This window comes from Vibrio owensii (assembly GCF_002021755.1).
GTDB lineage: Bacteria > Pseudomonadota > Gammaproteobacteria > Enterobacterales > Vibrionaceae > Vibrio > Vibrio owensii.
Window position 1 is genome coordinate 2682798 of the sequence record NZ_CP019959.1, and the last position, 25131, is coordinate 2707928.

27 protein-coding genes are annotated in these 25131 nt (G+C 46.0%); 13 read left to right on the forward strand and 14 right to left on the reverse strand.

Annotated features, from left to right (window positions below; all coding sequences use genetic code 11):
* Positions 1-24 precede the first annotated feature (24 nt).
* The 3 genes from nqrF (at position 25) to nqrM (ending at position 2664) form a co-directional block, all read left to right on the forward strand.
* A complete protein-coding gene (nqrF, locus tag A9237_RS12305) occupies positions 25-1248 on the forward strand; it encodes an NADH:ubiquinone reductase (Na(+)-transporting) subunit F (protein WP_009707442.1) in 1224 nt (407 codons plus the stop codon).
* Between the two features lie 155 nt (positions 1249-1403).
* Positions 1404-2408, forward strand: a complete 1005-nt coding sequence (locus A9237_RS12310) for an FAD:protein FMN transferase (protein ID WP_005436654.1) — start codon at positions 1404-1406, stop codon at positions 2406-2408.
* A gap of 22 nt (positions 2409-2430) precedes the next feature.
* Complete coding sequence (gene nqrM, locus A9237_RS12315) at positions 2431-2664, forward strand: (Na+)-NQR maturation NqrM (protein WP_005436655.1); 234 nt, start codon at positions 2431-2433, stop codon at positions 2662-2664.
* Positions 2665-2735: 71 nt separating this feature from the next.
* Here nqrM and A9237_RS12320 read toward each other — a convergent pair whose 3' ends face one another.
* Positions 2736-3950 carry a diguanylate cyclase gene (locus A9237_RS12320; RefSeq protein ID WP_020195478.1) on the reverse strand — a complete coding sequence of 405 codons (1215 nt, stop codon included), beginning with the start codon at positions 3948-3950 and terminating at the stop codon, positions 2736-2738.
* 208 nt (positions 3951-4158) lie between these two features.
* Here A9237_RS12320 and dinB point away from each other — a divergent pair, with 208 nt between their 5' ends.
* Complete coding sequence (dinB, locus tag A9237_RS12325; RefSeq protein ID WP_009707440.1) at positions 4159-5187, forward strand: DNA polymerase IV; 1029 nt, start codon at positions 4159-4161, stop codon at positions 5185-5187.
* Here dinB and A9237_RS12330 read toward each other — a convergent pair.
* A complete protein-coding gene (locus tag A9237_RS12330; RefSeq protein ID WP_078608282.1) occupies positions 5184-7109 on the reverse strand; it encodes a RecQ family ATP-dependent DNA helicase in 1926 nt (641 codons plus the stop codon). The genes dinB and A9237_RS12330 overlap by 4 nt on opposite strands.
* Before the next feature lie 76 nt (positions 7110-7185).
* Here A9237_RS12330 and A9237_RS12335 point away from each other — a divergent pair, with 76 nt between their 5' ends.
* Both A9237_RS12335 and A9237_RS12340 read left to right on the forward strand, forming a co-directional pair.
* The gene (locus A9237_RS12335; RefSeq protein ID WP_078608283.1) at positions 7186-7665 is read left to right on the forward strand and encodes a GreA/GreB family elongation factor; all 480 of its coding nucleotides are present in this window, start codon (positions 7186-7188) and stop codon (positions 7663-7665) included.
* Positions 7666-7724: 59 nt separating this feature from the next.
* Positions 7725-8468, forward strand: a complete 744-nt coding sequence (locus A9237_RS12340) for a YggN family protein (protein ID WP_078608284.1) — start codon at positions 7725-7727, stop codon at positions 8466-8468.
* Between the two features lie 77 nt (positions 8469-8545).
* Here A9237_RS12340 and A9237_RS12345 read toward each other — a convergent pair whose 3' ends face one another.
* Entirely contained in the window at positions 8546-11086 is a 2541-nt protein-coding gene (locus A9237_RS12345) for an Ig-like domain-containing protein (protein ID WP_078608285.1), read from the reverse strand.
* Positions 11087-11456: 370 nt separating this feature from the next.
* On the opposite strand from A9237_RS12345, the gene A9237_RS12350 reads away from it, so the two are divergent.
* Positions 11457-12821: a sodium-dependent transporter gene (locus A9237_RS12350; protein WP_078608286.1), complete on the forward strand. Its 1365-nt coding sequence runs from the start codon at positions 11457-11459 to the stop codon at positions 12819-12821.
* A 93-nt stretch (positions 12822-12914) separates the two neighbouring features.
* Here the strand turns inward: A9237_RS12350 and A9237_RS12355 are convergent, their stop codons facing one another.
* From A9237_RS12355 to tsaA, 5 genes are all read right to left on the reverse strand, one after another.
* Entirely contained in the window at positions 12915-13106 is a 192-nt protein-coding gene (locus A9237_RS12355; protein ID WP_010449802.1) for a DUF4250 domain-containing protein, read from the reverse strand.
* Positions 13106-13312 (reverse strand): YaeP family protein, encoded by a 207-nt coding sequence (locus A9237_RS12360; protein ID WP_005529380.1) that lies wholly within the window; start codon positions 13310-13312, stop codon positions 13106-13108. Before A9237_RS12360 ends, A9237_RS12355 begins: the two co-directional genes overlap by 1 nt.
* A gap of 113 nt (positions 13313-13425) precedes the next feature.
* On the reverse strand, positions 13426-14094 hold the full coding sequence (locus A9237_RS12365; protein WP_078608287.1) for a tellurite resistance TerB family protein: 669 nt from the start codon (positions 14092-14094) through the stop codon (positions 13426-13428).
* 171 nt (positions 14095-14265) lie between these two features.
* A complete protein-coding gene (locus A9237_RS12370) occupies positions 14266-15981 on the reverse strand; it encodes a proline--tRNA ligase (RefSeq protein WP_005436740.1) in 1716 nt (571 codons plus the stop codon).
* Between the two features lie 111 nt (positions 15982-16092).
* Positions 16093-16788 carry a tRNA (N6-threonylcarbamoyladenosine(37)-N6)-methyltransferase TrmO gene (gene tsaA / locus A9237_RS12375; protein ID WP_078608288.1) on the reverse strand — a complete coding sequence of 232 codons (696 nt, stop codon included), beginning with the start codon at positions 16786-16788 and terminating at the stop codon, positions 16093-16095.
* 125 nt (positions 16789-16913) lie between these two features.
* Between tsaA and A9237_RS12380 the strand changes: the two genes are divergently transcribed.
* The 3 genes from A9237_RS12380 to A9237_RS12390 all read left to right on the forward strand — a co-directional run bounded on the left by A9237_RS12380 (position 16914) and on the right by A9237_RS12390 (position 19118).
* A complete protein-coding gene (locus A9237_RS12380) occupies positions 16914-17174 on the forward strand; it encodes a type B 50S ribosomal protein L31 (RefSeq protein ID WP_009707432.1) in 261 nt (86 codons plus the stop codon).
* Positions 17175-17177: 3 nt separating this feature from the next.
* A complete protein-coding gene (gene ykgO / locus A9237_RS12385; RefSeq protein ID WP_009847431.1) occupies positions 17178-17303 on the forward strand; it encodes a type B 50S ribosomal protein L36 in 126 nt (41 codons plus the stop codon).
* A gap of 228 nt (positions 17304-17531) precedes the next feature.
* Positions 17532-19118, forward strand: a complete 1587-nt coding sequence (locus tag A9237_RS12390; RefSeq protein ID WP_009707431.1) for an AbgT family transporter — start codon at positions 17532-17534, stop codon at positions 19116-19118.
* Positions 19119-19170: 52 nt separating this feature from the next.
* Here A9237_RS12390 and A9237_RS12395 read toward each other — a convergent pair whose 3' ends face one another.
* The 3 genes from A9237_RS12395 to A9237_RS12405 all read right to left on the reverse strand — a co-directional run bounded on the left by A9237_RS12395 (position 19171) and on the right by A9237_RS12405 (position 20724).
* The gene (locus A9237_RS12395) at positions 19171-19896 is read right to left on the reverse strand and encodes a MipA/OmpV family protein (protein ID WP_078608289.1); all 726 of its coding nucleotides are present in this window, start codon (positions 19894-19896) and stop codon (positions 19171-19173) included.
* Between the two features lie 94 nt (positions 19897-19990).
* Complete coding sequence (locus A9237_RS12400) at positions 19991-20434, reverse strand: YaiI/YqxD family protein (RefSeq protein ID WP_005436748.1); 444 nt, start codon at positions 20432-20434, stop codon at positions 19991-19993.
* Positions 20431-20724, reverse strand: coding sequence for a hypothetical protein (locus tag A9237_RS12405; protein WP_009707429.1), 294 nt, complete (start codon positions 20722-20724; stop codon positions 20431-20433). Before A9237_RS12405 ends, A9237_RS12400 begins: the two co-directional genes overlap by 4 nt.
* A 922-nt stretch (positions 20725-21646) precedes the next feature.
* On the opposite strand from A9237_RS12405, the gene A9237_RS12415 reads away from it, so the two are divergent.
* Positions 21647-22132: a GNAT family N-acetyltransferase gene (locus A9237_RS12415; protein ID WP_005436752.1), complete on the forward strand. Its 486-nt coding sequence runs from the start codon at positions 21647-21649 to the stop codon at positions 22130-22132.
* Here A9237_RS12415 and A9237_RS12420 read toward each other — a convergent pair.
* Together A9237_RS12420 and A9237_RS12425 are read right to left on the reverse strand one after the other, a co-directional pair.
* A complete protein-coding gene (locus tag A9237_RS12420; protein ID WP_009707427.1) occupies positions 22092-22391 on the reverse strand; it encodes a DUF3301 domain-containing protein in 300 nt (99 codons plus the stop codon). The genes A9237_RS12415 and A9237_RS12420 overlap by 41 nt on opposite strands.
* Positions 22392-22404: 13 nt before the next feature.
* A complete protein-coding gene (locus A9237_RS12425; RefSeq protein WP_078608290.1) occupies positions 22405-23442 on the reverse strand; it encodes a DUF3549 family protein in 1038 nt (345 codons plus the stop codon).
* Between the two features lie 76 nt (positions 23443-23518).
* Here A9237_RS12425 and A9237_RS12430 point away from each other — a divergent pair, with 76 nt between their 5' ends.
* Entirely contained in the window at positions 23519-23833 is a 315-nt protein-coding gene (locus tag A9237_RS12430) for a YqcC family protein (RefSeq protein ID WP_005436756.1), read from the forward strand.
* Between the two features lie 5 nt (positions 23834-23838).
* Positions 23839-24606 carry a tRNA pseudouridine(65) synthase TruC gene (gene truC, locus A9237_RS12435; protein WP_078608292.1) on the forward strand — a complete coding sequence of 256 codons (768 nt, stop codon included), beginning with the start codon at positions 23839-23841 and terminating at the stop codon, positions 24604-24606.
* Positions 24607-24697: 91 nt separating this feature from the next.
* On the opposite strand, the gene A9237_RS12440 is transcribed toward truC, so the two are convergent.
* Positions 24698-25081, reverse strand: coding sequence for a DUF3461 family protein (locus A9237_RS12440; RefSeq protein WP_005436760.1), 384 nt, complete (start codon positions 25079-25081; stop codon positions 24698-24700).
* Positions 25082-25131 lie beyond the last annotated feature (50 nt).

Here is a 25131-nt window from a genome sequence, read left to right on the forward strand (position 1 = left end):
ACCGCAACAATTAAGGAATAGTCAATGGACATTATTCTTGGTGTAGTGATGTTTACTCTGATCGTACTTGCGCTAGTACTAGTGATTCTTTTCGCTAAGTCTAAGCTTGTACCAACAGGTGACATTACAATTTCTGTGAACGATGACCCTTCACTGGCGATCGTTACACAACCAGGTGGTAAGCTACTATCTGCGTTAGCTGGTGCTGGCGTATTCGTATCTTCTGCTTGTGGTGGCGGTGGCTCTTGTGGTCAGTGTCGCGTAAAAGTTAAATCAGGTGGTGGTGACATCCTACCTACCGAGCTTGACCACATTACTAAAGGTGAAGCACGTGAAGGTGAGCGTCTAGCGTGTCAGGTTGCAATGAAAACTGACATGGACATCGAACTTCCTGAAGAAATCTTCGGCGTTAAGAAGTGGGAATGTACTGTTATCTCTAACGATAACAAAGCAACATTCATCAAAGAGCTTAAGCTACAAATCCCAGATGGCGAATCAGTACCTTTCCGTGCTGGTGGTTACATCCAGATTGAAGCGCCAGCTCACCACGTTAAATACGCTGATTTCGATGTACCTGAAGAATACCGTGAAGATTGGGACAAGTTTAACCTGTTCCGCTACGAGTCTAAGGTAAACGAAGACACGATCCGCGCATACTCTATGGCTAACTACCCAGAAGAGCACGGTATCATCATGCTTAACGTGCGTATCGCTACGCCGCCGCCTAACAACCCAGACGTACCACCTGGCATCATGTCATCGTTCATCTGGTCTCTGAAAGAAGGCGACAAGTGTACGATTTCTGGTCCATTTGGTGAGTTCTTCGCGAAAGACACTGACGCTGAAATGGTATTCGTTGGTGGTGGTGCAGGTATGGCTCCAATGCGTTCTCATATCTTCGACCAGCTAAAACGTCTGCACTCTAAGCGTAAGATGTCATTCTGGTACGGTGCACGTTCTAAGCGTGAAATGTTCTACGTAGAAGACTTCGACGGCCTAGCGGCTGACAACGATAACTTCGTATGGCACTGTGCACTGTCTGACCCTATGCCAGAAGATAACTGGGATGGTTACACTGGCTTCATTCACAACGTTCTTTACGAGAACTACCTACGTGATCACGAAGCGCCAGAAGACTGTGAATACTACATGTGTGGTCCACCTATGATGAACGCTGCTGTAATCGGCATGCTAAAAGATCTAGGTGTAGAGGATGAAAACATCCTACTAGATGACTTCGGTGGTTAATTCCTCCAAGTGATTGAATCTATGGCTAGCTCTCTAAGAGCTAGCCATTATTTTTTGTAGAAAACACGACGATATTCAACAGTTGATATAGGAAATCGGTTTGTCTCAAGAGAACCCATTTTCCATATCAATTTAACGACAATAGGAGTAAACAAGTGAAAAAGTGGCTTGTTGCATTCGCTTCTCTATTGGTTTTGGCTGGCTGTGAAAAGTCTGCGGATCAAATTCATCTAAGTGGCCCAACTATGGGCACAACTTACAACATCAAATACATTCAGCAAGATGGCCTACCATCGCCTGAAGCGCTCCAGACAGAAATCGATCGCCTACTTGAAGAAGTGAACGATCAAATGTCGACGTACCGTGAAGATTCAGAGCTTAGCCGTTTTAACCAACACACAACGAGTGAGCCATTCGAGGTATCACCGCAAACTGCAACAGTAGTGAAAGAAGCGATTCGTCTAAACGGTCTTACTTTAGGTGCACTAGACGTCACTGTTGGTCCTTTGGTTAACCTTTGGGGCTTTGGTCCTGAAGCGCGTCCAGATGTGGTTCCGACAGATGAAGAGCTAGCAGCTCGCAAAGCGAATACAGGTATCCATCATCTGTCTATTGAAGGCAATAAAATGTCTAAAGACATTCCAAACCTTTACGTTGATCTATCAACTATCGCAAAAGGTTGGGGTGTTGATGTGGTTGCGGATTACCTACAATCTGAAGGTATTCACAACTACATGGTAGAAGTTGGTGGTGAAATGCGCTTAAAAGGCATTAACCGTGAAGGTGTGCCGTGGCGTATTGCAATTGAAAAGCCAACCGTTGATGAGCGCTCAATTCAAGAAATTATTGAGCCGGGTGATATGGCAATTGCAACAAGCGGTGACTATCGTAATTACTTTGAGAGCAATGGTGTGCGATACTCTCACATCATTAACCCGCAAACAGGCAAACCAATCCATCATAAAGTGGTGTCTGTAACGGTACTGGATAAATCGTCGATGACGGCTGATGGTCTGGCAACTGGCCTAATGGTGCTAGGTGAAGACAAAGGCATGGAAATCGCGAACGAGAATAACATTCCTGTTTTCATGGTTGTGAAAACGGATGATGGTTTTAAAGAGCTGGCTTCGGAAGCATACAAGCCGTTCATGAAGAAATAACAACAGAAGTGAGCATGTCCTTATGAGTACATTTCTAATTACTTTTGCTGTCTTTGTTGCGGTGATTGCAGCGATGGCAGTAGGTTACATCTTCCAAAAGAAGGTTGTAAAAGGTAGCTGTGGTGGTCTTGGTGCAGTAGGCATCGAGAAAGTATGTAACTGCCCAGAACCATGTGATGCACGTAAAAAGCGTGAAGCCCGTGAAGCTGCGCGTGCTGAGAAGCTCGCTGCATGGGAAAAAGATCGCATTGCTTAATCGGCGATAACCAAAATAGAAAACCCAGCCTTGTCGCTGGGTTTTGTTTTTTGTAATCGAGAAACAGGGCGCTATTGGTAGACAGTCTGGTTGCGACCACTTTCTTTTGCTTGATATAAACGGTCATCGGCCACTTTTATCTGTTGGTCTAGATTACCCTGTATATTTGACACGCCAACACTGATGGTCACTTGAATGTCTTCTTCCTGATACGGAATAGGGGTTTTCTCTACCCTTTGGCGCATTTGCTCTAAACGAGTGACGAAATCATCATAGCTTCCACAAGCTTGAATACAGAATTCTTCCCCACCAAAGCGAGCGATGATGTCTTCGGGGAAGTAAATCTTTAGGATATTCGCTACCATCACCAGCGCAGCATCACCGCCATCATGCCCGTAGTTATCGTTGACCTTCTTGAAAAAGTCGATGTCCAGCATAGCGATATTGCGCTTCTCACAGCCACCGCAAGCTTGTCCAAACAAAAAGCGGCGATTCCATAACCCAGTAAGCGCATCTTGGTTTGCCATTCTAAATAGCTCAGTGGTTGCTTCTTTCATGTCTAAGATTTGATGAACGCGGCAAAAGAATTCTTCTTGATTGAAAGGCTTATATAGAAAGTCATTCGCACCAGCCTTTAGAAAACGTGCGGTCATGGTGTGATCGTCGCTTCCTGAGATGCCCAGTATAGCAAGTTGGTTCTTATCCAATTTCTGGCGCAGCTCGCGAATCATGGTAATACCATCCTTTACTGGCATATCGTGGTCAGTCAGTACCAAGGTGATATCAGGGTTTTGCTCGATCAACTCGATGGCTTGTTGACCATTTTCAGCTTGCAACGTTTGGATGTACTGGTGCTCTAGCAATTGAACAACGTGGCGACGAACCGTCATTGAATCGTCAACGACTAAGCACTTGTGTCGCTGATTATTGGTCAATCGTTTGATCAGTGGAAGGAGGTAAGAGACGGAAGCCATACTGTCTTTCAGAATGTAGTCCAACACGCCTTTCGCCAGCATTTTTTCACGAACATCATCTTGAAACATTGCCGTAAGCACGATGACTTTTTGTTGATGAGCTAAAGAGAGATCGATGATTTCGCCTTCTTGGGCGTCAGGTAAGCAGTAATCTAATACCGCACACAATAGCTCTGGTTTAGCCGCTAAAATGGATTGAGCGTCCGCATAGCTCTCTGCAGCAAGTACCTCATAACCAGCCTGAGTTAAGATCTGTACGAGATAGTTTCTAAAGGCGCGACTGTCTTCGACGACCAGTATTTTATTACTCAAAGAAGTGTCCCTACTTTTTTAGTGTTATTTGAATCAATAATAACGAAATATGAATACATCGCTATTAAAAACTCCGACAAAAATTTCCAATATTGACTCCAGATAACAGTATTTCCAATACGTATATTTGCAGCTATACTGTGTTTTTGAACAGTGTGTTTGTGTGTAGAGCGTGATTGAGCGAGTAAGAAAAATTATTCACGTGGATATGGATTGTTTCTATGCTGCGGTAGAAATGCGAGACAATCCAAATTACCGTGGTATTGCGCTTGCAGTAGGTGGCCATGAGAAGCAGAGAGGTGTCATCAGCACGTGTAATTATGAAGCACGTAAGTTTGGTGTACGCAGCGCAATGCCAACCGCAAGAGCATTACAGCTATGTCCGAACCTCCTCGTTGTCCCGGGGCGTATGCACGTGTATAAACAAGTTTCTCAGCAGATTCGCGCCATTTTTGAACGATATACATCGCTTATTGAACCGCTTTCTCTTGATGAGGCTTACCTCGATGTGACTGACTCTACGGTATGTCGTGGTTCCGCGACTTTGATTGCGGAATCGATTCGCAATGATATCCGGAATGAGCTGGGAATTACTGCATCTGCAGGCATTGCTCCGATTAAGTTTCTTGCCAAAGTCGCCTCCGACATGAACAAACCCAATGGCCAGTTTGTGATTCCACCCGATAAAGTCCAAGAGGTGGTCGATAAATTGCCTTTGGAAAAGATTCCAGGTGTTGGCAAAGTGAGTTTAGAGAAACTCCATCAGGCTGGCTTCTATCTATGTGAAGACATAAAAAACAGTGATTACCGTGAACTATTGCGTCAGTTCGGCCGTCAAGGTGCTTCGCTTTGGAAACGCAGCCATGGTATTGATGATCGTGAAGTGGTAGTGGAGCGAGAACGCAAATCGGTTGGAGTAGAGCGAACCTTTAGCGAAAACATTTCGACTTACGATGAATGTTGGAAGGTGATTGAAGATAAGTTGTACCCTGAACTGGAGAGACGCTTAGAAAAAGCCAGTCCAGATAAATCGATCATCAAGCAGGGTATCAAGCTCAAGTTTGCTGACTTTCAACTCACAACGATTGAGCACATTCACCCTCAACTTGAGCTCGAAGATTTCAAAGTTCTGTTAAGAGACATTCTTAAGCGCCAAAACGGCCGAGAGATACGCTTGTTAGGCTTGAGTGTGATGCTCAAGCCTGAAGAACAAGCACGGCAATTGAGTTTCTTCTAAGCTCGCGCTAACTCAACTTGCTTGAGCACGTGTTCAAATGAGACATTTGCCATTGAACCATAGCCTCGAAGTTTACTGGCTTTAAGTTGAGTGATGATTGGCGTGCTAATACCACATAGGAATCGAGCTACGGCGGCATTACTGATCGCCGTTGGTGAAAGCTGAACAAACTCATCAACCCAAGCAGATAAATGTGCCAGTTCGGGTTGTTCTTGCTGTGGTTGAGGGAATGATGCGACTTGTCCACGACATACTGAGCAGTGGCCGCATTGCGTCGGTGCATGGTGATCAGCAAAGTAATGCGCTAATTGATAGCTCAAGCAGTCCGATGATTGGAACAGATTCAACATCGTATGAATTCGTTCAATGTCTTTTTGCTCTTTGGATTGGAACAGCTCAACCAAATGTTGAGAGGTCGCTTGTTGGTTTTGTGGCGCAGGGAGAACCGAATACACATCCGTGAGCTGTTTACTTTCTAATTCAATCCAACCGTTTTGGTGGAAGTAATCAAGCGCCGCAACCACACGGCTGCGTTCAGATTGATAGTTCATCCACAACGCTTCTAAATCCACTTGGCACCACACTTTCGCTTTGGTCGAGCAAGCAAAAATAGCTTCAATAAACTGGCGTCGCTCACCTTGGAACTGATTGAGGATAAAAGACCGGTCTTGCAGGAACTTGAAGCGATATTCCGCGAAATAACTGTATTTGGCTTCAATCACTTTTGCCAACTCTAGATAAACCAACAAGGTCTTCAGCGGCAGTTGGCGAATGTTGCTGTCGCGAGATAAGCGCAGCGCCATCACTTCCCACTGAGGCGTGTTCTCGCGAATTTGTTCCAATACATAATTGATTGAGCTTGGCTCAGGCGTGTCGCCGTAAACAAAGTTCTCTAATACCGTTAGGCCAGAGGTATTACCCAGAAGAATACATTCAGAACGTTGCCCATCACGTCCCGCTCGGCCAATTTCTTGTGCGTAGTTTTCGATAGATTTCGGTAAATCGAAGTGAATCACACGGCGAATATCGGATTTATCTACCCCCATACCAAAGGCGATTGTGGCGACAATGCAGTCGATTTGCGAGTCCATGAATTGCTGTTGGATTTTCTCTCGAATGTCACTCTTCATTCCCGCGTGATAAGCGTGAGCATTGATACCTAAACGAATCAGTGAGTTAGCAACTTGTTCTGCGGTTTGCTGTTGAGTCACGTACACGATGGTTGGTAGTTTCGGTGCAGCAGCAATGATGTCGCTCAATTGAGTTATCTTGTTTTCTTCTTCACATGGAAGTACCGAAATATCAAGATTAGAGCGATAGAAACCGGTAACCGTAATGTTCTCGCCAGCGATATCGAACTTACTTTGCATATCTTCGATAACTGCTGGTGTAGCTGTTGCGGTCAGCAAGAGGGTTTGAGGGATATTCAGTTCACGCTGGTATTGCGGCAGTTTAAGGTAGTCAGGACGGAAGTTATGACCCCATTCCGAGATACAGTGCGCTTCATCAACCACCATGAGAGAAAGTGGAATTTGACGAATGAACTCGCGAAAACGTTCGTTTTTTAGTCGCTCTACCGAGATCATCAAAATCTTGATATGTCCATTCTTTACGCCAGCCATCACCTGCTGGGTTTCTTCACGGCTTTGGCTACTGTCGATGGATGCCGCTGCAATGCCTCTGCTTTGTAGGAAACTAAGTTGGTCTTTCATCAGCGCAAGAAGCGGTGAGATCACCAACGTCAGGTGTGGTAGCTGAGTAGCAGGAAGCTGGTAACAAAGCGATTTCCCTGAGCCAGTTGGGAAGATGGCAGCGGCTGAGTGTCCGTTCATTACAGCTTCAATCACCGGTTGTTGGCCGGGTCTTAATGAGTCAAACCCGAACACGGATTGAAGCGTTTGCTGAAGCGAGTCACTTTGCATAATAGGGAAACCTTGGTTTGATGATAAACTGGGTTACATTAACACACCCTGAGTGCCAAACGCGCGCCCTAAAAGTATGAACAAAGTCGATTTAGTCCAAATAATCATTCAACAACTCGAAGATAAACTGCAAGTTGCTCATGCCTCGACTCAGAGAGCGATTGATGCCGCGACGGATGAAGAAACCGTGCCTGAGCATAAGTACGATACGCTAGCTTTAGAGGCTTCTTACCTCGCACACGGGCAAGCGATGCGCGTGCAAGAGAGTGAAGAAGAGCTTCGCCAGTACCGCACTCTTGTGTTGCGTGATTTTGTTGATGATCGTATCGCGGTTGGTGCTTATGTGGAATTAGTGGACGAGAACGATGTTGAAAAAGCCTTCTTTATCGGCCCTTGCTCTGGCGGCTTGACTGTTGAGTGGCAAGGTAAAGAGGTGTTTGTTCTTACGCCGAAATCCCCCCTTGGTCGTCCTTTGATGGGCAAAGAAGAAGGGGAGGAAGTGGAGATGAAAATTAGCGATAAAACAACCTGTTATGAAGTCGTGACGATTTGCTGACATCCCACCTATAGGTGGCTGTTATAGTTAAACAGAATAACCATGAAAAAGAGAAAGTAATGAAGAAACTGCTCACGCTCTCCTTGTTGACTATCAGTGCCAGTGGCTACGCAGCTCAGTGTCGCGTTGATATTAACAACGAAGTTCGTATGGATGGTCAGAACTTAGAAATCGTACATGCTAATGGTGAAAAAGCGGTCGTCGATGAAGACAATAACTTGTTCATCAAAGGTGAAATGATCGAGCTAGACGATGATCAAAAAGCGGCAATTGAAAGTTACCGCGAGAAGATGAATGCTTATATTCCGCAAGCGAAACAGCTCGCGAGTGATGGCTTAGCCCTAGCAAATGACATCATCGATGATATCGCAGTAAGCCTTGATGCGCCTGATTCGTTTGATAACGTTAAGGTTGCGGTAAAGGATTTCTTTGCCGATGTAGAAGCTCGTTACTACAAAGATGGTGATTTTATTCTACCCGCTGACAGTTTTGATTCGATGACAGAATCATGGTCACAAGACTTCGAAAAGGCACAAGAAATCTTTAACAAAGAATTCCTAAGCAGCGCATTTGACGCTTTGTCTGCCAAGATGAAAGAAGACGGTGGTTTGAACTTAACTGCGCTGTCTGAAAGCATGACGGAACTACAAGCCAAGGTACAAGAACGCTTAGCTGAGCATTCGAAAGACGTCGAAAAACAAGCGGAAGATTTGTGTGAATCACTGGATGATATGGCAGGTGAAGAACAAGATCTGCTGAAGAAGATCCCTGCATTAAAAGATTACCAAGTCTTCACGATCTAATTCGCGAAACACAAATAACAAAGAGCGCCTGTTATCGGCGCTCTTTTTATATGGATACTATCCAGTATCTATTCGAGTTACTCCGCATTCATCTGAGTTAGCTTATCGCCTACTGGTTTCGAGAAGTTGAAGCCATCGTGCTCATCCCAGTTGATTGACCATGTCATCACGCCAGCGTAGTTCGGATAGTTAAACGCTGGTTTCACTGTGCCACATGAAGTGCCTTTGGTTAAGCAATCTAATGCGTCTAGGATGTTCTGTGTTGGCGCCTGACCTGAGTTCGCTGAGCTTGGCCCCGATGGTAAGCCAATCGCCACTTGGTCATCACGCAGTGGCTCAAACATGGTGCCGTCTGCCAATTCAAAACCTTCAATCAGCATCTTAGACTGCGCCACCATCATATCCACAGAACCTTCTGGTGCAGAACCTGGCAGGTAAGGGTTTGGCAGGCCGCCGTTGTTGTATAACTGAACGTGTAGAAGGTCGAGCGTACTGCGTGTTTCGTTAATAACAGGAATGTACGCGCCCCAAATACCGCTATAAGCAATGTAGCCACCTTGTACGTAAGGGTGCTCAGGTGCCATGGTTAGGTACATATCGCCGCCCATGTTCTGCTCGATTTGCAGCAACGCACCACCTAAACGAGCTTGGATTTGCGAACCATGCAGCAGGTTAGAGCCACTTTCAAGATCCACATCCAAACCATCGAAGCCCCATTCGGCAATCAATGCGGTTAGGCTAGACACGAAGTTTGCTTCATCTTGGTCTGTGTTGAGCGTGATTGTGCCTTCTGCACCACCAAGAGACAGAACGAACTTCTTACCTTTAGCTTGCAGCGCGGCCATGTCTTGCTTGAATTGAGTTGGGTCTAGCGCAGGACAATCACTGTAGATGTCACCAGAATACAGGTTGAAGTGCACCGTACCATCGCTGTTACGGTCGTTTTCTGCAAAGGCAATATCAATCACATCCCATGCATCAGACATGTCAGCGAGGCGGATAGGACAGCCTGCACCGTTCACGAAGTTGTGCCAGTAACCAATCAACTTATGACGTTTCTCAGTTTGTTCAACAACGGTAATCGATGCTGCATCAGAAAGCGCTGTTGTACCTGCAAGGTCGGTGGCTTGAGCGCTTACCGTAAAGCTACCAATTGCGGCAGGTGTCCAGTTCGCCGAGTAAGGTGCCGTCATGTCGGTTGCGACAATTGCACCGTTCACCATAAAGTCGACATGTTTCACACCAGAGGTTAGTGAGGTTGCATCTGCGCTTAGAACGAGATTCTTACCTAAACCGACGGTTTGACCTGCACTCGGTGACGTCAATGAAATCACCAAATCTTGGTCACTCACAGTCACGTTGACGACAGACTCGGACGTATTGTTATCGTTGTCTGTGGCAACGGCTTTTAGTTGATTCGCGCCAACTAGCGTTGCATTCCATAGAACGGAATATGGTGCTTGAGCAACCACACCTAAACTGGTGTCATTGGCGAAGAACTCCACTTGAGTCACGCTACCGTCTGCATCGCTGGCATCCGCCGAGACTTCAACGCTGTCACCTGCGAGCAAGACTTGTCCTTCGCTTGGTGCGGTGATAGCGACTTGAGGCGGTGTCGAACAGGCACCTAGCCCAGTCCACGCATCCTGCCAGTACAAACCTTCACCCGGCTCATAAGCCCAGGCTGCATCAGAAGAACACCAACCTGCAACATCACAGCGGTATTTCTGGTTGAGGTTAGAAACGAGTGCGCCTGCTTCATAGCGGTTACCAGCTACATAAGGCACAGCATCTGCACAGCCACCAGAGTTGGAATCGCTGACGACGAGCGAGACTTCTTGGCTCATGGTTGTCAGGTTTGAATCATCGGTCGCTTGCACTTTGAAGGTATGAGTACCGACTACTGCCGTCCAGACATATTCATATGGAGCCGCAGTATCGACAGCAACGGATTGGTTGTTTACGAAGAATTCAACTTGGGTGACTAAACCATCGCTGTCTGCTGCATCGGCCGTTACCGAAATAGTGTCACCCACTCTTGGTGTTTCCGTGCCTGTTGGGCTCGTTAGAGAAACGGTTGGAGGTGGTAGTTCGGTTTGCGGTTGAACGAAGATAGAAACATTGGTTGTGGTTACCGCACCTTCGTTGTCGGTGGCGATTGCCGTTAACTGAGAGACACCCTCTACTGCTGTCCAGTTAGCTTGGAAAGGGGATTGGGTAACAACAGCAACGGTCTGGTTACCAGCAAGAAATTCGACTTGAGCCACTTGGCCGTCTTCGTCAGCAGCGTTCGCTAACAAAGTGATTACGCTACCTTCAGGGATCTGAGCATTATCTGCAGGAGAGGAGAAAGACACCGTTGGAGGGAGGTTTGTACCGCCACTATCACATTGTCCAAGGCCTTTCCACGCCTCCCATGGACCTGAGTTGTTTACCGGATCATTACCCTGAGTCCAGTAAGCAGCCTCATACGCAGCGCCTTTGGTTTGCACTTGATCGCCAGAGTTATAGACGGTTGTGCTATCCCACGTTGATAAGTTTTGGCAGTTGTAGGCTTGAGCTTGATAGCTGACACTAAGAGCGGCTATCACTGCACCATGCAGTAGAGTGAACTTCATTTTTCTCTCCTTGAGTTACTCGATGTTCGTAAGAACATGAACAGATATAGTTAGATAACTAGTTGATAAATAGACCTCAGGAGAGAAATTCGAAGCGTTATGTTTCACTTTTCAACACGAAATCACGTTGAACTATTCGTACTTTACAACTCGGCTCATTATTTTTCGGCTCACTTCACGCTGATTTATAAATTCATCAAAAAGACAAAAAACGATACTTGGCGAATATGAGATGTACGTGGAAATTTACAAACTGAATGTCTGCTAATTGATCTGATTGTCGAGTAATTAACCTAATGACTCTTGTTGAGTAGAAGATATTGCTATAGTGTACTAGTCAGCTAGTTCATTGATATTTTGTGTGAGTGGTATGACACAACAAACTTCTTCTCAGCCTCGTGAGCATTTTGGCTCGCGCCTTGGATTCATCTTAGCGGCAGCAGGTGCTGCAGTGGGTCTAGGTAACATTTGGGGCTTTCCTACCCAAGCAGCAAGTAACGGCGGCGGTGCCTTCTTGTTGGTGTACTTGGTGATGATTCTTATCGTTGCATTCCCAATGCTGGTGGTTGAAATGGCGATCGGTCGTCATGGCCAAGCAAACCCAGTAGACAGTATGCGTTCCCTAACAGACAACCCTTTGGGCAAGAAGCTTGGCGGCCTAGTTGGTTGGATTGGTCTGAGTGTGCCAAGTGCGGTTTTGGCGTTTTACTCAATTGTTGGCGGCTGGTTGATCTGCTTTATGTTGGGTGCAGTGACCGACATCATGGGCTTGGAAGCGGCGACACAATGGTTGAAAGGCTTCAGTGTTGAGCGCAACTTGTTCGGTACGATTACGTTTTATGTATTAACCATTTTGATCGTACAAGGCGGCGTAAAACAGGGCATTGAAAAGTGGTCTACACGTCTAATGCCAGCACTGTTTGTTCTGTTCGGTTTGCTGTTCATTTACATCATGACGCAAAACGGTGCGATGGAAGGTTTGAAGCACTACCTAGTGCCTGATTTCGAGAAAGTATGGGATCGCAAACTAATCCTTGCCGCAATGGGCCAAGGCTTCTTCTCTCTGACCATCGGTGGCTGTTCGATGCTTATCTATGGCTCTTACCTAAGTAAGAAAGAGAACTTGCCGAAGATGGCGATGAACGTGACTATGGTCGATACCGCCGTTGCCTTTATTGCTGGTCTAGTGGTGATGCCTGCAATGTTCGTTGCGATGCAAAAAGGCGTTCAAATCTATGCAGAAGATGGTTCGCTATTAAGTTCAGATACATTGGTATTTACAGTTCTACCGCTGATGTTTGATAGCTTAGGTTTGCTTGGCCAACTGTTCTCAATCGTGTTCTTCTTACTACTGACGATTGCAGCATTGACGTCATCTATCTCGATGCTTGAATGTCCGGTTGCACTGGTGGGTGAGCGATTCAATACTAAACGCAGCACGACAAGCTGGGTATTAGGTGGCCTGATTGCGCTGTTCAGTGTGGTTATCGTATTTAACTTCGGCGCACTGTTTGGCATGGTTGCGACCATCGCAACGCAATATCTACAACCTATGGCGGCGCTATTGTTCTGTCTATTTGGTGGCTGGGTATGGAATCGTCACTCAAAAATCAAAGAGCTTGAGCAAGGTTGTCCTGAGTTCACTCAAGGTTGGTTTGGTAAGCTGTGGCCGGCATACGTGAAGTTTGTTTGTCCGATTCTGGTAGCGACCGTTATTTGGGCTTCGTTCGGCTAATCGGCTTACGCAAAGTACAAAAGAAAAGGGCTTGATGAATGCATCAAGCCCTTTTTTCTATTCGTTGTTTACGTTGTCCGTCGCGATGGGCTGTTAACGGAACTGACCTGCGTCAGGTAGAAAGTCAAAACCCGCCGTTGCCAGTTTTGCTTCAAGTGCTGCGCGGTCGATATCAAAGAATGCAACCAGCTTATCCAGATCACCACCGAAGTCGTCACGTAGCTTCATGTTGACGATGCTCATCAGCATGATTGGATCCATGGATTCGAAGTTCGCTAGATTCATTACTTATCCTCGAAATCAGAGATCAGTAGGTTTGCCGCAGCAAACGCCGCTTTTTCACGCACGTCTTTTGGTAGAGACTCGTCTGCCGCAACGTCATTCAGTGCTCTTACTGCACATGAGATTGCTTGAGGCACGTATGCTTGATCGCCACTACCGATTTGAGCGTAAAGCTCACGAACTAATTCACAACAGCCGTATACTTGCATGGCTAAATCCTTAATAAATGATAACTGCTCTCAAATATACACATAGCCGTTTTGAAACTCAAAGCAGAGAATTGTTTTGGCTCAAGTTAACAAGCAACTTGAGCAAACATTCATCACTGCAACTGCGCTTCCAATTGATGCGTCACTTCTGGAGCAAGGTTGAGCTGCTTAGCAAGCTCCTGCAAATACGCTTTTTCCATAAAGTTTTGCTCATCGGCCACAATCAGTGATGCCAGATATATTTCTGAAGCCTGTTGTGGAGAGGTCGCCAAGCGTGCAATTTCCGCCGGATCGAGAGGCTTATGTAGCTCTTGATGAACCAACTGTCTTACATGATCATCTGCGCCCATTTCTGTCAGTGCTTGTTCGATGCGAGCCATTTCTTCTTCATCGACATGGCCATCGGCTTTCGCTGCACCAATCATGGCTTTAAGGATCAGCTTTGCATGTTTGTTGTCATCAGGGTCGAAGGTTTCGTTGACGCCCTGTGTATCCTGTTTCGATTGCCAATCGTTGTAAACTTTGTAAGCCAGAGCACCTAGTGCCGCTGCGCCACCGACTTTGAGTGCGCCTGCACCGACTTTCTTGGCCATCTTTTTGCTCTTCTTAGAGCCCATTAGCATGCCGATAAGGCCGCCACCAATCGCGCCTGCGCCAAGCGTTTTTAGCTGGCTAGAACTTGATGATGATTTGATATTGCTCGTTTGTTTACTGAGCGCATCGCTACCTTGTTTAAGTAGGTCTGATTTGAGTGCTTGGTTAAGAAGACTTTTTAGATCCATGAGTAACCTCCTTACTAGATTGAATCCAGTGTAAGGTGATAAATCTGAACCAAAGATTAACAACGCAAATATTAGAGAGGGTCTACACACTTAGAAAATCAGATGTAAAAAAGGGCTGACCGAAGCCAACCCTTTTCATCGCTATATCCAGCACAGTGTGCTTAGTGCAGCTTATTGTAGTTGAGCTTTTACGTGCTCAACGATGTCTGCCATTGCAACGGCTGTCTTCTCACCAGAGCGGCGGTTCTTGTACTCGAAGTTGCCTTCTTTCATTGAACGATCACCGATCACGATAGTGTGAGGAATACCGATAAGTTCCATATCAGAGAACATTACGCCTGGGCGCTCTTTACGGTCATCGAATAGTACTTCGATACCCATAGCCGTCAGTTCAGCGTACAGCTTCTCAGCTGCTTCTTTCACTTCTTCAGACTTGTGCATGTTCATAGGAACGATAGCCACTTGGAAAGGTGCTAGTGCGTCTGGCCAAATGATGCCGTATTTGTCATGGTTTTGCTCGATTGCAGAAGCAACAACACGTGAAACACCGATACCGTAACAACCCATCTCTAGGATTACGTTCTTACCGTCAGGACCAAGAACACCACAGTTCATTGCTTCTGAGTAAACGTTACCTAGTTGGAAGATGTGACCAACTTCGATACCACGCTTAAGCATTAGCGTACCTTGACCACATGGGCTTGGATCGCCTTCTACTACGTTACGTAGATCTTCAACTTGACCCAGTTCAACGTCACGACCCCAGTTGATACCGAAGTAGTGTTTACCGTCGATGTTTGCGCCTGCGCCGAAGTCGCTCATTACAGCAACAGAGCGGTCAACGATGAATGGCAGTTCAAGGCCAACAGGGCCAAGAGAACCAGCGCCAGCACCGATAAGTGCACGCATTTCCTCTTCTGTTGCCATCTCTAGTGGAGAAGCAACTTGAGGTAGGTTTTCTGCTTTCACTTCGTTTAGCTCGTGGTCACCACGAACGATAAGAGCGATGATGTCAGCATCTACTTCATCAGACGCTTTCACGAATAGAGTTTTTACTGTCTTCTCGATTGCTAGACCGTGTTGCTCTACAAGCTCCGCGATTGTTTTCGCGTTTGGCGTATCAACCAGCGTCATCTCTTGAGTTGGTTCAGCGCGCTCACCTGCAGGTGCTGCCGCCTCTGCTTTTTCGATGTTCGCTGCGTAATCAGACTCAGTAGAGAATGCGATTAGGTCTTCGCCGCTTTCAGCAAGTACGTGGAACTCTTGAGAACCACTACCACCGATAGCGCCAGAGTCAGCAAGTACTGGACGGTACTCAAGACCCATGCGATCAAATGCTTTACAGTAAGCATCGTGCATCGCTTGGTAAGATTTCTCTAGACCTTCTTTGTCGATGTCGAAGCTGTATGCATCCATCATGCAGAATTCACGTGCACGCATTACGCCGAAACGTGGGCGACGCTCATCACGGAATTTAGTCTGGATTTGGTACAGGTTTAGCGGAAGCTGTTTGTAAGAGCTCACTTCGTTGCGCACAAGGCTAGTGATCACTTCTTCAGCTGTAGGGCTAAGAACAAACGGACGAGTATGACGGTCAGTAAAGCGAAGTAGCTCAGGACCCATCTTCTCAGAACGACCTGTCTCTTCCCATAGTTCAAACGGCTGAACAACGGGCATCAAAGTTTCGACTGCACCTGCATTGTCGATTTCTTGACGAACGATGTTTTCGACTTTACGCAGCACACGTAGACCAGTAGGCAGCCAGGTGTAAAGACCTGAAGCCAGCTTACGGATCATACCCGCGCGTAGCATGAGCTGGTGGCTCACTACTTCTGCGTCGTTTGGAGTCTCCTTCAGAGTAGAAAGAAGATAATTACTGGTACGCATTAAATTTATCCGTTTATTAAAGTTAGATACTCAAGCCAGAATGGACAGGAGTATGAAGGTCCCACAAGGGGAAAATTGTTAGCCGCTTATAATATCAGCCAAATGCCTTTGTCAAAAGCTTTCAATCGCAGTAACTGTTATTAAGTTATCGCTAACCGTGAACTTAACGTTCAGATCGAACAAATTTACCGCATATTCCTTATTGTCAGGCTTGTTTTTCTTGTAAGCCGGACGAGGATCTTGCGCCAGAACCTGCTCGATCACTGTTTTGACATACTCAGTATCGTCACGCTTTTCGAGTGCTGCCAGTGCCACTGAAGAGAAGTCGACCTGTGATTTTTCAGGTTCGTCTTCCGCATAGCCACCTTGTGCCTCTGCAATGGAATCTGAGTAGGGGATGTATGGTTTGATATCAACAATTGGCGTGCCATCGACCAAGTCTACGTTACCAAGATCCAAATAGATCTGATCGCCTTGCTTGCTGATACCTTTAACTTCTACCGCTGACATACCAATGCCATTCGGGCGAAAAGTCGAACGTGAAGCAAACACACCAATACGCTCATTGCCGCCCAAACGAGGCGGGCGCACAGTTGGTTTCCATCCGGCTTCTAAATTCTGATCAAACAAAAACAACAACCAAACATGAGAAAACTGCTCCAATCCGCGCACGGCTTCTGGACTATTTGCTGCGCCTTGAAGTTTGACGCGTGAGCGCGCAGCTGGCACCAATCGAGGTTGGCGAGGGACAGCAAATTTCTCTTTGTATGGGCTTTGAATAACACCAATAGGCTCAATGGAATACATGGATACGTTGTCTTATGCATGGGAGGTGGAAGCTAAAGTACCACAAAATTCCGCTTGCTTTTTTGTTGATAATGATTCTTAATTGCATTGTTATAACATAACAATTAATCGAAAGGACAATTAATATGAAACCAGGTATCCACCCAGAATACCGCCCCGTGGTATTTCACGACACAAGCGTAGATGAGTACTTTGTTGTGGGGTCGACACTACACACTGATCGCACTATCGAATGGAAAGATGGCAAAACTTATCCATATTTCACTCTCGACGTATCATCCGCTTCTCATCCGTTTTACACCGGTAAGCAACGTGTGGTTCAAGCGGAAGGTCGTATTGCGAACTTTAATCGTCGCTTTGGTCAATTTAATAAAGATAAGGACTAAGAGATGAAAGTTGTTAAATCATTAAAGAGCGCAAAAAGCCGACACCCTGATTGCCAAATCGTAAAAAGAAGAGGGCGTTTATACGTCATTTGTAAGTCGAACCCGCGCTTCAAGGCGGTGCAGAAATAACCATAAATATCGTAATAATTTATGGGATGCAGTTACTTATAATGCTGATTTATGATCTATATGTGGGTGATATAACTATATTTTTATCGATAATAGGTCATAAATCCGTCTTTAAGTTACATTCTGTAACGTTTTGAACTTTCACTTAACCCTTGTGTCGAGTACCCTGCGCAAGCTTTATGACATTTTTGTCACAAATGCGCAGGAATAAATACAAGGAGGGAACAGATGAGTTCATCTGCTTCAATGAAACAAAACTCGCCAAAGAAGCCACTATTCACGCGCTTCTTAGATACAGTTGAATATTTGGGGAACCTTTTACCCCACCCAATCACACTTTTCGCCATTTTCTGTCTTGCAATCCTAGTGATGTCCGGTATCGCGGGCTACTTTGAAGTCGCAGTCATGGATCCACGCCCAGAAGGCGCGCCGGGTCGTGCAGCGGACGGTATGATTCAAGTAATCAGTCTGCTCAATGCTGACGGCTTAGAACTGATTGTTACTAACCTAGTGAAAAACTTTGTTGGCTTCGCACCGTTAGGTACGGTTTTGGTTGCGATGCTTGGTGTTGCCATTGCAGAACATTCTGGACTACTTTCTGCTGCAATGCGTGGCCTAGTAATGGGCGCTTCTCAGCGCATGGTTACTGTGACTGTTGTTTTCGCAGGTATCATTTCAAACACGGCTTCTGAGCTTGGCTACGTGGTATTGATCCCACTAGCTGCAATGCTGTTCCACTCATTAGGTCGTCACCCACTTGCTGGTCTAGCAGCCGCGTTTGCTGGTGTATCTGGTGGTTACTCAGCAAACCTACTGATTGGTACGGTTGACCCACTGCTTTCAGGTATCACTGAAACAGCTGCACAGATGATTGACCCAACTTACACGGTAGGCCCAGAAGTAAACTGGTACTTCATGTTTGTTTCTACCTTCTTTATCGCGATTACTGGTGCATTTGTAACGGAGAAAATCGTTGAGCCGAAACTTGGCAAATACAACGATGAAGAAGCAGCGGAAGACCTGTCTCAAGACAAGATGGGTACACTGACTGACGTAGAGAAGAAAGGTCTTAAACTGGCAGGTATCGCTGTTCTAGCAGTATCGGCGCTACTGGCATGGACTATCGTTCCGGCTGATGGTGTTCTGCGTTCTGATGCAGGCACGGTTGCGGGCTCTCCATTCCTGAAGAGTATCGTAGCATTCATCTTTGTGTTCTTCGCGATTCCTGGTTTTGTGTACGGCCGAGTGGTTGGCACAATGAAAAACGATCGTGACGTGATTGACGCAATGTCGAAGTCAATGTCTTCAATGGGTATGTACATTGTATTGGTATTCTTCGCCGCTCAGTTTGTTGCTTTCTTCAAATGGACTAACTTTGGTCAAGTATTCGCAGTCGCGGGTGCAGACTTCCTACAAAGCATCGGTCTAACTGGCCCAATGTTGTTCTTCGCATTCATCCTAATGTGTGGCTTCATTAACCTTATGATCGGCTCTGCATCGGCACAGTGGGCTGTAACAGCACCTATCTTCGTTCCTATGCTAATGCTTGTGGGTTACGCGCCAGAAACGATTCAGGCGGCTTACCGTATCGGTGACTCAACGACGAACATCATCACTCCAATGATGAGCTACTTCGGTCTTATCCTTGCGGTAGCAACACGCTATATGAAGAACCTAGGTATCGGTACGTTGATTGCGACCATGCTGCCATACTCAATCTGCTTTATCGTAGGTTGGAGTGTGCTGTTCTACCTATGGGTATTCGTATTTGGTCTACCAGTTGGTCCTGGTGCGGCTACGTACTACACGCCTTAATTGGCAACGTCACTCAGCTCTCAAAGCCTGCGTTTATCGCAGGCTTTTTTGTTTAAAGTCCGGCGAAGCGATAAGTTAGGCCGACTTCAAACGACCATCCGACATCACGCTGAATTAAAGGGCTGTCGCTATCGTGATGCACAAACTCAGCTTTAGAAATGCCAATCCAAGATGGTGTGAACTCATACAAACCGATAATTCCCGCTTGATAAACAAAAGTAGAGTCGGCTTTGAACTCGTTTAACCCAGATGCAGCGGCCTCTTGTGCAGAGACACTGTAGAGGTGGTGAGAGAGTTTTTTGTCACGATAGTCGATTTCAAGATATGGAGTCAGGGTAAAAGGTGGCAACCAAGTTTCTAACGTCCGACCGAGATGCAATTGAACTTCATAGCCATTGTGTTCTGAAGTGACATCATGCAAATAAGTCAGTCTCGCGCCAACCGTTCCTAAGGTTATACCAAGCTCACCATTGCCATCTCGGTCGTTGATGCCATTTGGCAAATCGGCAAAGGTATCGGAGACTTCTGCAAAACGCCAATTGGCCGATACGCCGACGTAAGGTAACGCTTGCCAGTTGGCTAAGCTGCCATCGATAAAACCTATCGGCCCTGAATAAAACAGATTCGGTGTTGCGCCAAGCTGAGGGGTGTCTTTGACGGAAAACACGCTTTCGCCATAGGTGACACTGCCGCCAATAATGCCAAAAGACTTATTGTTAGCCAATGAAAGAGGGCTCGATAAAAGCAAAGTGAGAGAAAAGGCAATCCGTGACTTCATAAATAAAACTCCGTTCTTGTTCTAACAACAAAGAACGGAGTTTTGTGATTCCTATTTCATCAACGAATGATTTTCATGCGAGGGGGAGGCGCAATCAACGCTTGGCAAGGATTCTATCGAGGTGGTTAGCGAACTCTCTGCGCTCCGTTTGAGACAAAGCGGCAGGGCCGCCAGTCTGAATGCCACTTGAGCGCATGGTGTCCATGAAATCACGGATATTCAAACGTGCTTTGATGGTGTCTTTGGTATATAACTCGCCTCGTGAGCTCAGTGCTTGAGCACCTTTGCTGATCACTTCGTCTGCCAATGGAATATCAGAGGTAATCACTAAGTCATTGGCTTCGACACGACGAACAATTTCGTTGTCGGCAATATCAAAGCCAGCAGGTACTTGCAGAGAGTGGATATTGGCTCGTTTGGGTACAGGGACCACATGGTTGGCGACAAATGTACATTCAACGCCTGTGCGCTCAGCGGCGCGTACAATCGTCTCTCTGATTACTTTCGGACAAGCATCTGCATCTACCCACAGCTTCATGATGTTTTCTCATTGAGTTTTGCTTCCAGTTCCTCTACTCGAGCAACCAACTTCGCCACGGTATTCTCCAGCGCAACAATACGATCTTCTTCTTTCGGAGTTTGCACCGCTACTTCCACTTTAGGGATACGGTTTGCGCTCTTCCAACTTTTGATGGTTGCGATTAATGCAGGCATCGGCACGGGCGTTTTCATTCGTGCTTTTACCAGTGCCACAGTGGGCTCTTTGCCTTGCTGCTGTAGCTGCTCCATCACGGCTTCCAGCTCTTTAGTGACGTCTTGAGTTAACATAATTTGTCCCTACTAAAATGACTTCTATCATCATACTTTGCGCGGTTGATTTTAGCGAATAGCAATTTCGGCAGTGCCTTGTGCGAGATCTCTCACACGGGTTGTGAGAGAAAACGATTTCGTCATCAGCCAAACAGAATGTTTTGCATTTAAGTGTATGAAAAATATCATTTTAACATGCTGTTAACGAAGTTTTTCAACAAAAGATTTTCTCGGGTAGATTGTGATTTAAAGGGAAAAGCGTAAATTAAACCTTGTCGGCAGGAAGCAGACATGGAACAGGAAAGCACCAAGGATTTGGTCATCGTCAGGACGACGATTTGATTATTCAGGATGAGTGATCAAGCAAGGAGCGTAGGACATTGTAAGGATACATTCATCAATAGGATGTTGATGACTAAGGACAGACAATGGACCCCTCATAGGATTGAGGTAAGGACAGCATCAGGACGATGCAAAGGACACCGCTCAAGGAACAAGTGATGTGTGCTAACGGGGAATGTTAGCTATCAGGATGATAAGGACACCGCTAGGACGGCGACGTAAGGACTAAGCTGACGGATTCAGCCACTATTATGGATGATGCATGGAGCACTAATTAGTAGCCGGACTGCTGCGAGTAAGACTATGGCCCCGATACTTTTGTGTCGGGGTCTTTCTTATTTATCGCGCTTTCATATTTTTGGATGATTGAAAGTAGGCGATATCACATTATTTATAAATTCCTCATAACACTGAATAAAAAACAATCCAGATCAATATCCTTTCCAATCAGTTGGTTTAACTTTCGGCTTCTCTAAAAGGCGTTATGTGCCGCATACAAATCGATGGCTTTTCAATCGATAGCTCTTGAGCTTCTGCTATGCGGATAAATTAAGTTTGCTGTAATCAAGGAACAGATGTGACCATAGTAACCAGAAGAATGCTTCTTCTACCCTACAATGAGTCGTTGCAACTAGAGTTCGTGATGTTGAATTGCTGCGCTAAAAATCGCGCAGAGATGAATGGACCTCATACCGTGTCTTCTGCCAAACAGTTGTTTGAGAAGATTCTGGACGATGAGAATGTCCACAGTATGGCGGTGCTTGAGAGTACCAGCCGTGATTATATGGGACACGTGTTCATTTCAAACCTAGATCATGAACCAGAGCTAGGGTTTATCTTTGATAAGGCTTATTGGGGTAAAGGGTTAGCGACAGAAGCGCTAAAGGCGTTTTTCCCGAAAGCGTGCCGTGAGCTTGGGCTACACAAAGTCAAAGCAAATGTGAATAGCCACCACAAAGCATCCATGGCAGTGCTGGAAAAACTAGGATTTACAAAAACGAGAGAAAGCAAGGACCTTTACGGCCCTTACTTTGAAATGGAATTTACAAGCGATGTGGCGGTAGGTGAAAGTTCAGCGGCCTAAACCCGATCATCGTTAACTCGCCTTGGTAGCAATCATCACCAAGGGATGAAAACTCAAATTGATACACTGTATGCCAACGCCAGATTCCGTCTGGCGTTTTCAATTTATGCGCACCAAATGCAATGCTGACTAATTGCAAATCTAACTGATCGCACTTACGCGAAATAGCCGCTTTTGCCAACTCTGACTGACGTCGTTGTTGCCAAAACAAAAAACAAAAAAAGCACAGTCCTAAAATGGCTAGTAGGTCACCGATCATCCCTAATCCTTTATTATCCCTTTGTTGCTTGCTGCAGTTTGACTAATGCCGTCGCTAGCTCTTCCGATGGGCTAGAGTGCAGCAAAGGTAGCAATACCATTCTTAGCTCTGGCAGCATAACCAAATCGGCAAACAATTGATTAAATAGGGCTTGGTTCCCAGTTTGTGCGAGGCGCAGCAAAAATTGCTCAGCGACGTTAGCGTCAGCGAGCAAGTGCCAAGTACGTCCAGCGATGCCTATCAATACTTCTTGGTGGCTCAAACGTGGGCTTTGTAAAATTGCCTTCAAGGTTGGCAAGGAAATCTCGGTTGGTGCACCCGCTAGAGCTCGAATCAAAGCAGAGAGTAAGAACAAGTCAGGTTCGTTGCTTTCGATTTCTTGCTGCGCTTTCTCCGCAATGCGTTCTGCCAAACGTTCTTGTAGGTCGACATGTTCAAGCGCGCCGAGTAGGGCGTAAAGTGGTTCATTAGGCAAGTGGTTAAGCGCTTTACGCAAAGTCACGGCATTTTGCTCTTTGCCTAAGCGTGCAGCCATATCAGTGATGCCTTGTAGACCAACCGTTTGCCAGTTGTCCCAACCTAGGTCACCGGTAAAGTAGTGCTGAGTGTGCTCGTAATACTGGCTGGTGGGTAAGTCTAAGTTCGCGCGAACTTGACTGTGGAAGACTGCCATCTTTTCTTCTGCAGGTTTAAACGTGTATGGGTTGTTAGAAAGCTTTTGTTGTTGCTCTTCCGACATTTCCTCACTCAGGCGAGTACCCATCGCTTCAACGACGTATTTAATGAAATTTCCGATGTCGGATTGCTTAAGCAAACCACGCTCATCCAGCTCAAACTTTAGAAACCAAATCCAAGGCTGCTTTTGCTCATTCCAGTACGCGATTGCGAGGTGCGCTTTACGCTGCATTGGGAATGGGTAAGGGCACTGGCCTTTTTCCACATCCGCAAACACTTGTGCATCGATGGTTTTGATACGACGACCAAGGTCGAAGATTTGATATTCACAATGGCTGTTGTTTAACAGCTGAGTGAGTGTTTGAATGTTTTCCATTAAATACGACATCCTAATGTTCTTTTCACAAGAAATGGTATCATTCTCGGCTAATTCAAGGTTCGAGGCGGAATTAATGGCAACAAACACCCAATTGGTCGACTTACTTCAACAACTTGAAGCACAATTGCGCCATCATGAGCTGTGGCAGCACACTATGCCATCGGAACAAGCACTGCAAAGCACGGAACCATTTGCTATTGATACACTTCATCCGCATGAGTGGTTGCAGTGGATCTTTATTGCCCGTATGCATGCGTTAGTGGAAAGTAACCAACCTTTGCCACGTGGCTTTTCTATTGAGCCGTATTTTGCAGAAGCGTGGAAACAAGAGCCGCATTACGCCGAGCTATTAGTGACTATTCGAACCATCGACGAACTATGTAAGTAACCTCAATGTCAGAACAAGAAACATCACCATCCGTTGAACCGGTTGTATTAGAGATCGTTTATCAGGACGAGTACTTTGTTGCGGTCAACAAACCTGCCGGAATGCTAGTGCACCGTAGTTGGTTGGATAAGCATGAGACTCAATTCGTGATGCAAACGCTGCGCGATCAAATTGGTCAGCATGTGTTTCCACTGCATCGCTTGGATCGCCCAACCTCAGGTGTACTTGTGTTTGCTTTATCCAGCGAAGTTGCTTCACAAGTCATGCCTATGTTTGCTGAGCACAAGATGGAGAAAACCTATCATGCGATCGTTCGAGGCTGGATCGAGGAAGAAGGCGTACTGGATTACGCTCTGAAAGTTGAACTCGATAAGATTGCCGATAAGTTTGCTTCGCGAGAGAAAGAAGCACAAGAAGCAGTAACGGCATACAAACCGCTGGCAAAAGTGGAAGTACCTTATTCAACAGGTAAGTTCCCGACCACACGATACTGTTTGATGGAAATGAAGCCAAAGACAGGGCGTAAGCATCAGTTGCGTCGTCACATGGCTCACCTACGTCATCCAATCGTTGGTGATACGACACACGGTGATGGCAAGCACAACAAGTTGTACCGTACCGAATTCGACTCTCATCGACTGTTGCTGCATGCATCAGAGTTGCGCTTTGTGCATCCGTTTACCGATGAAGAAATCGTGATGAAAGCCAATATCGATGAAACTTGGCAGCAGTTATTTGCGAGATTTGAGTGGGATGCATCGTTGGTGCAATAAGCGGTTAGGTTGATCCGCTATTCGCTGTATTAAACAAAGAAAGGGGTTGGTATCGGTACCAACCCCTTTTAATTTTTCAGTTCTTAATGTGTTATTTCAGCTTTTCTAGATCCGCTTCGATCTCGGCGATCTTACTGGAAACGACTTTCTCCAAATGACGAAGATCAGAGAGAATCTTCTCTTTTACATCCACTTCAGCCACTTTTACAGGCTTGGTGATCTTGTTTAGCTCATCGATCACAAGCGTCAGGTTACGGTTGATTTCGGTTACTTCTTTGTACTTATGACTGCCGCTATCTACTAATACATTTTTAACTTGGCGTGGGTATTTGAACTTCACACTCTTAGCGAAAAACTCGCCTTTCTGTTTGTGAAAGTAGATCTTTAGGACGTCTTTGTGTGCTTCTTGGCGCAGGGAGTAACGTTCAATCTGTTTCGGGTCATGGATGCCCAAACCAGTGAGGTGTGGATACATAGGCTACCTCTGTGTATTGAATTGGAGTCCATACAACTGTAGCAGCCCAT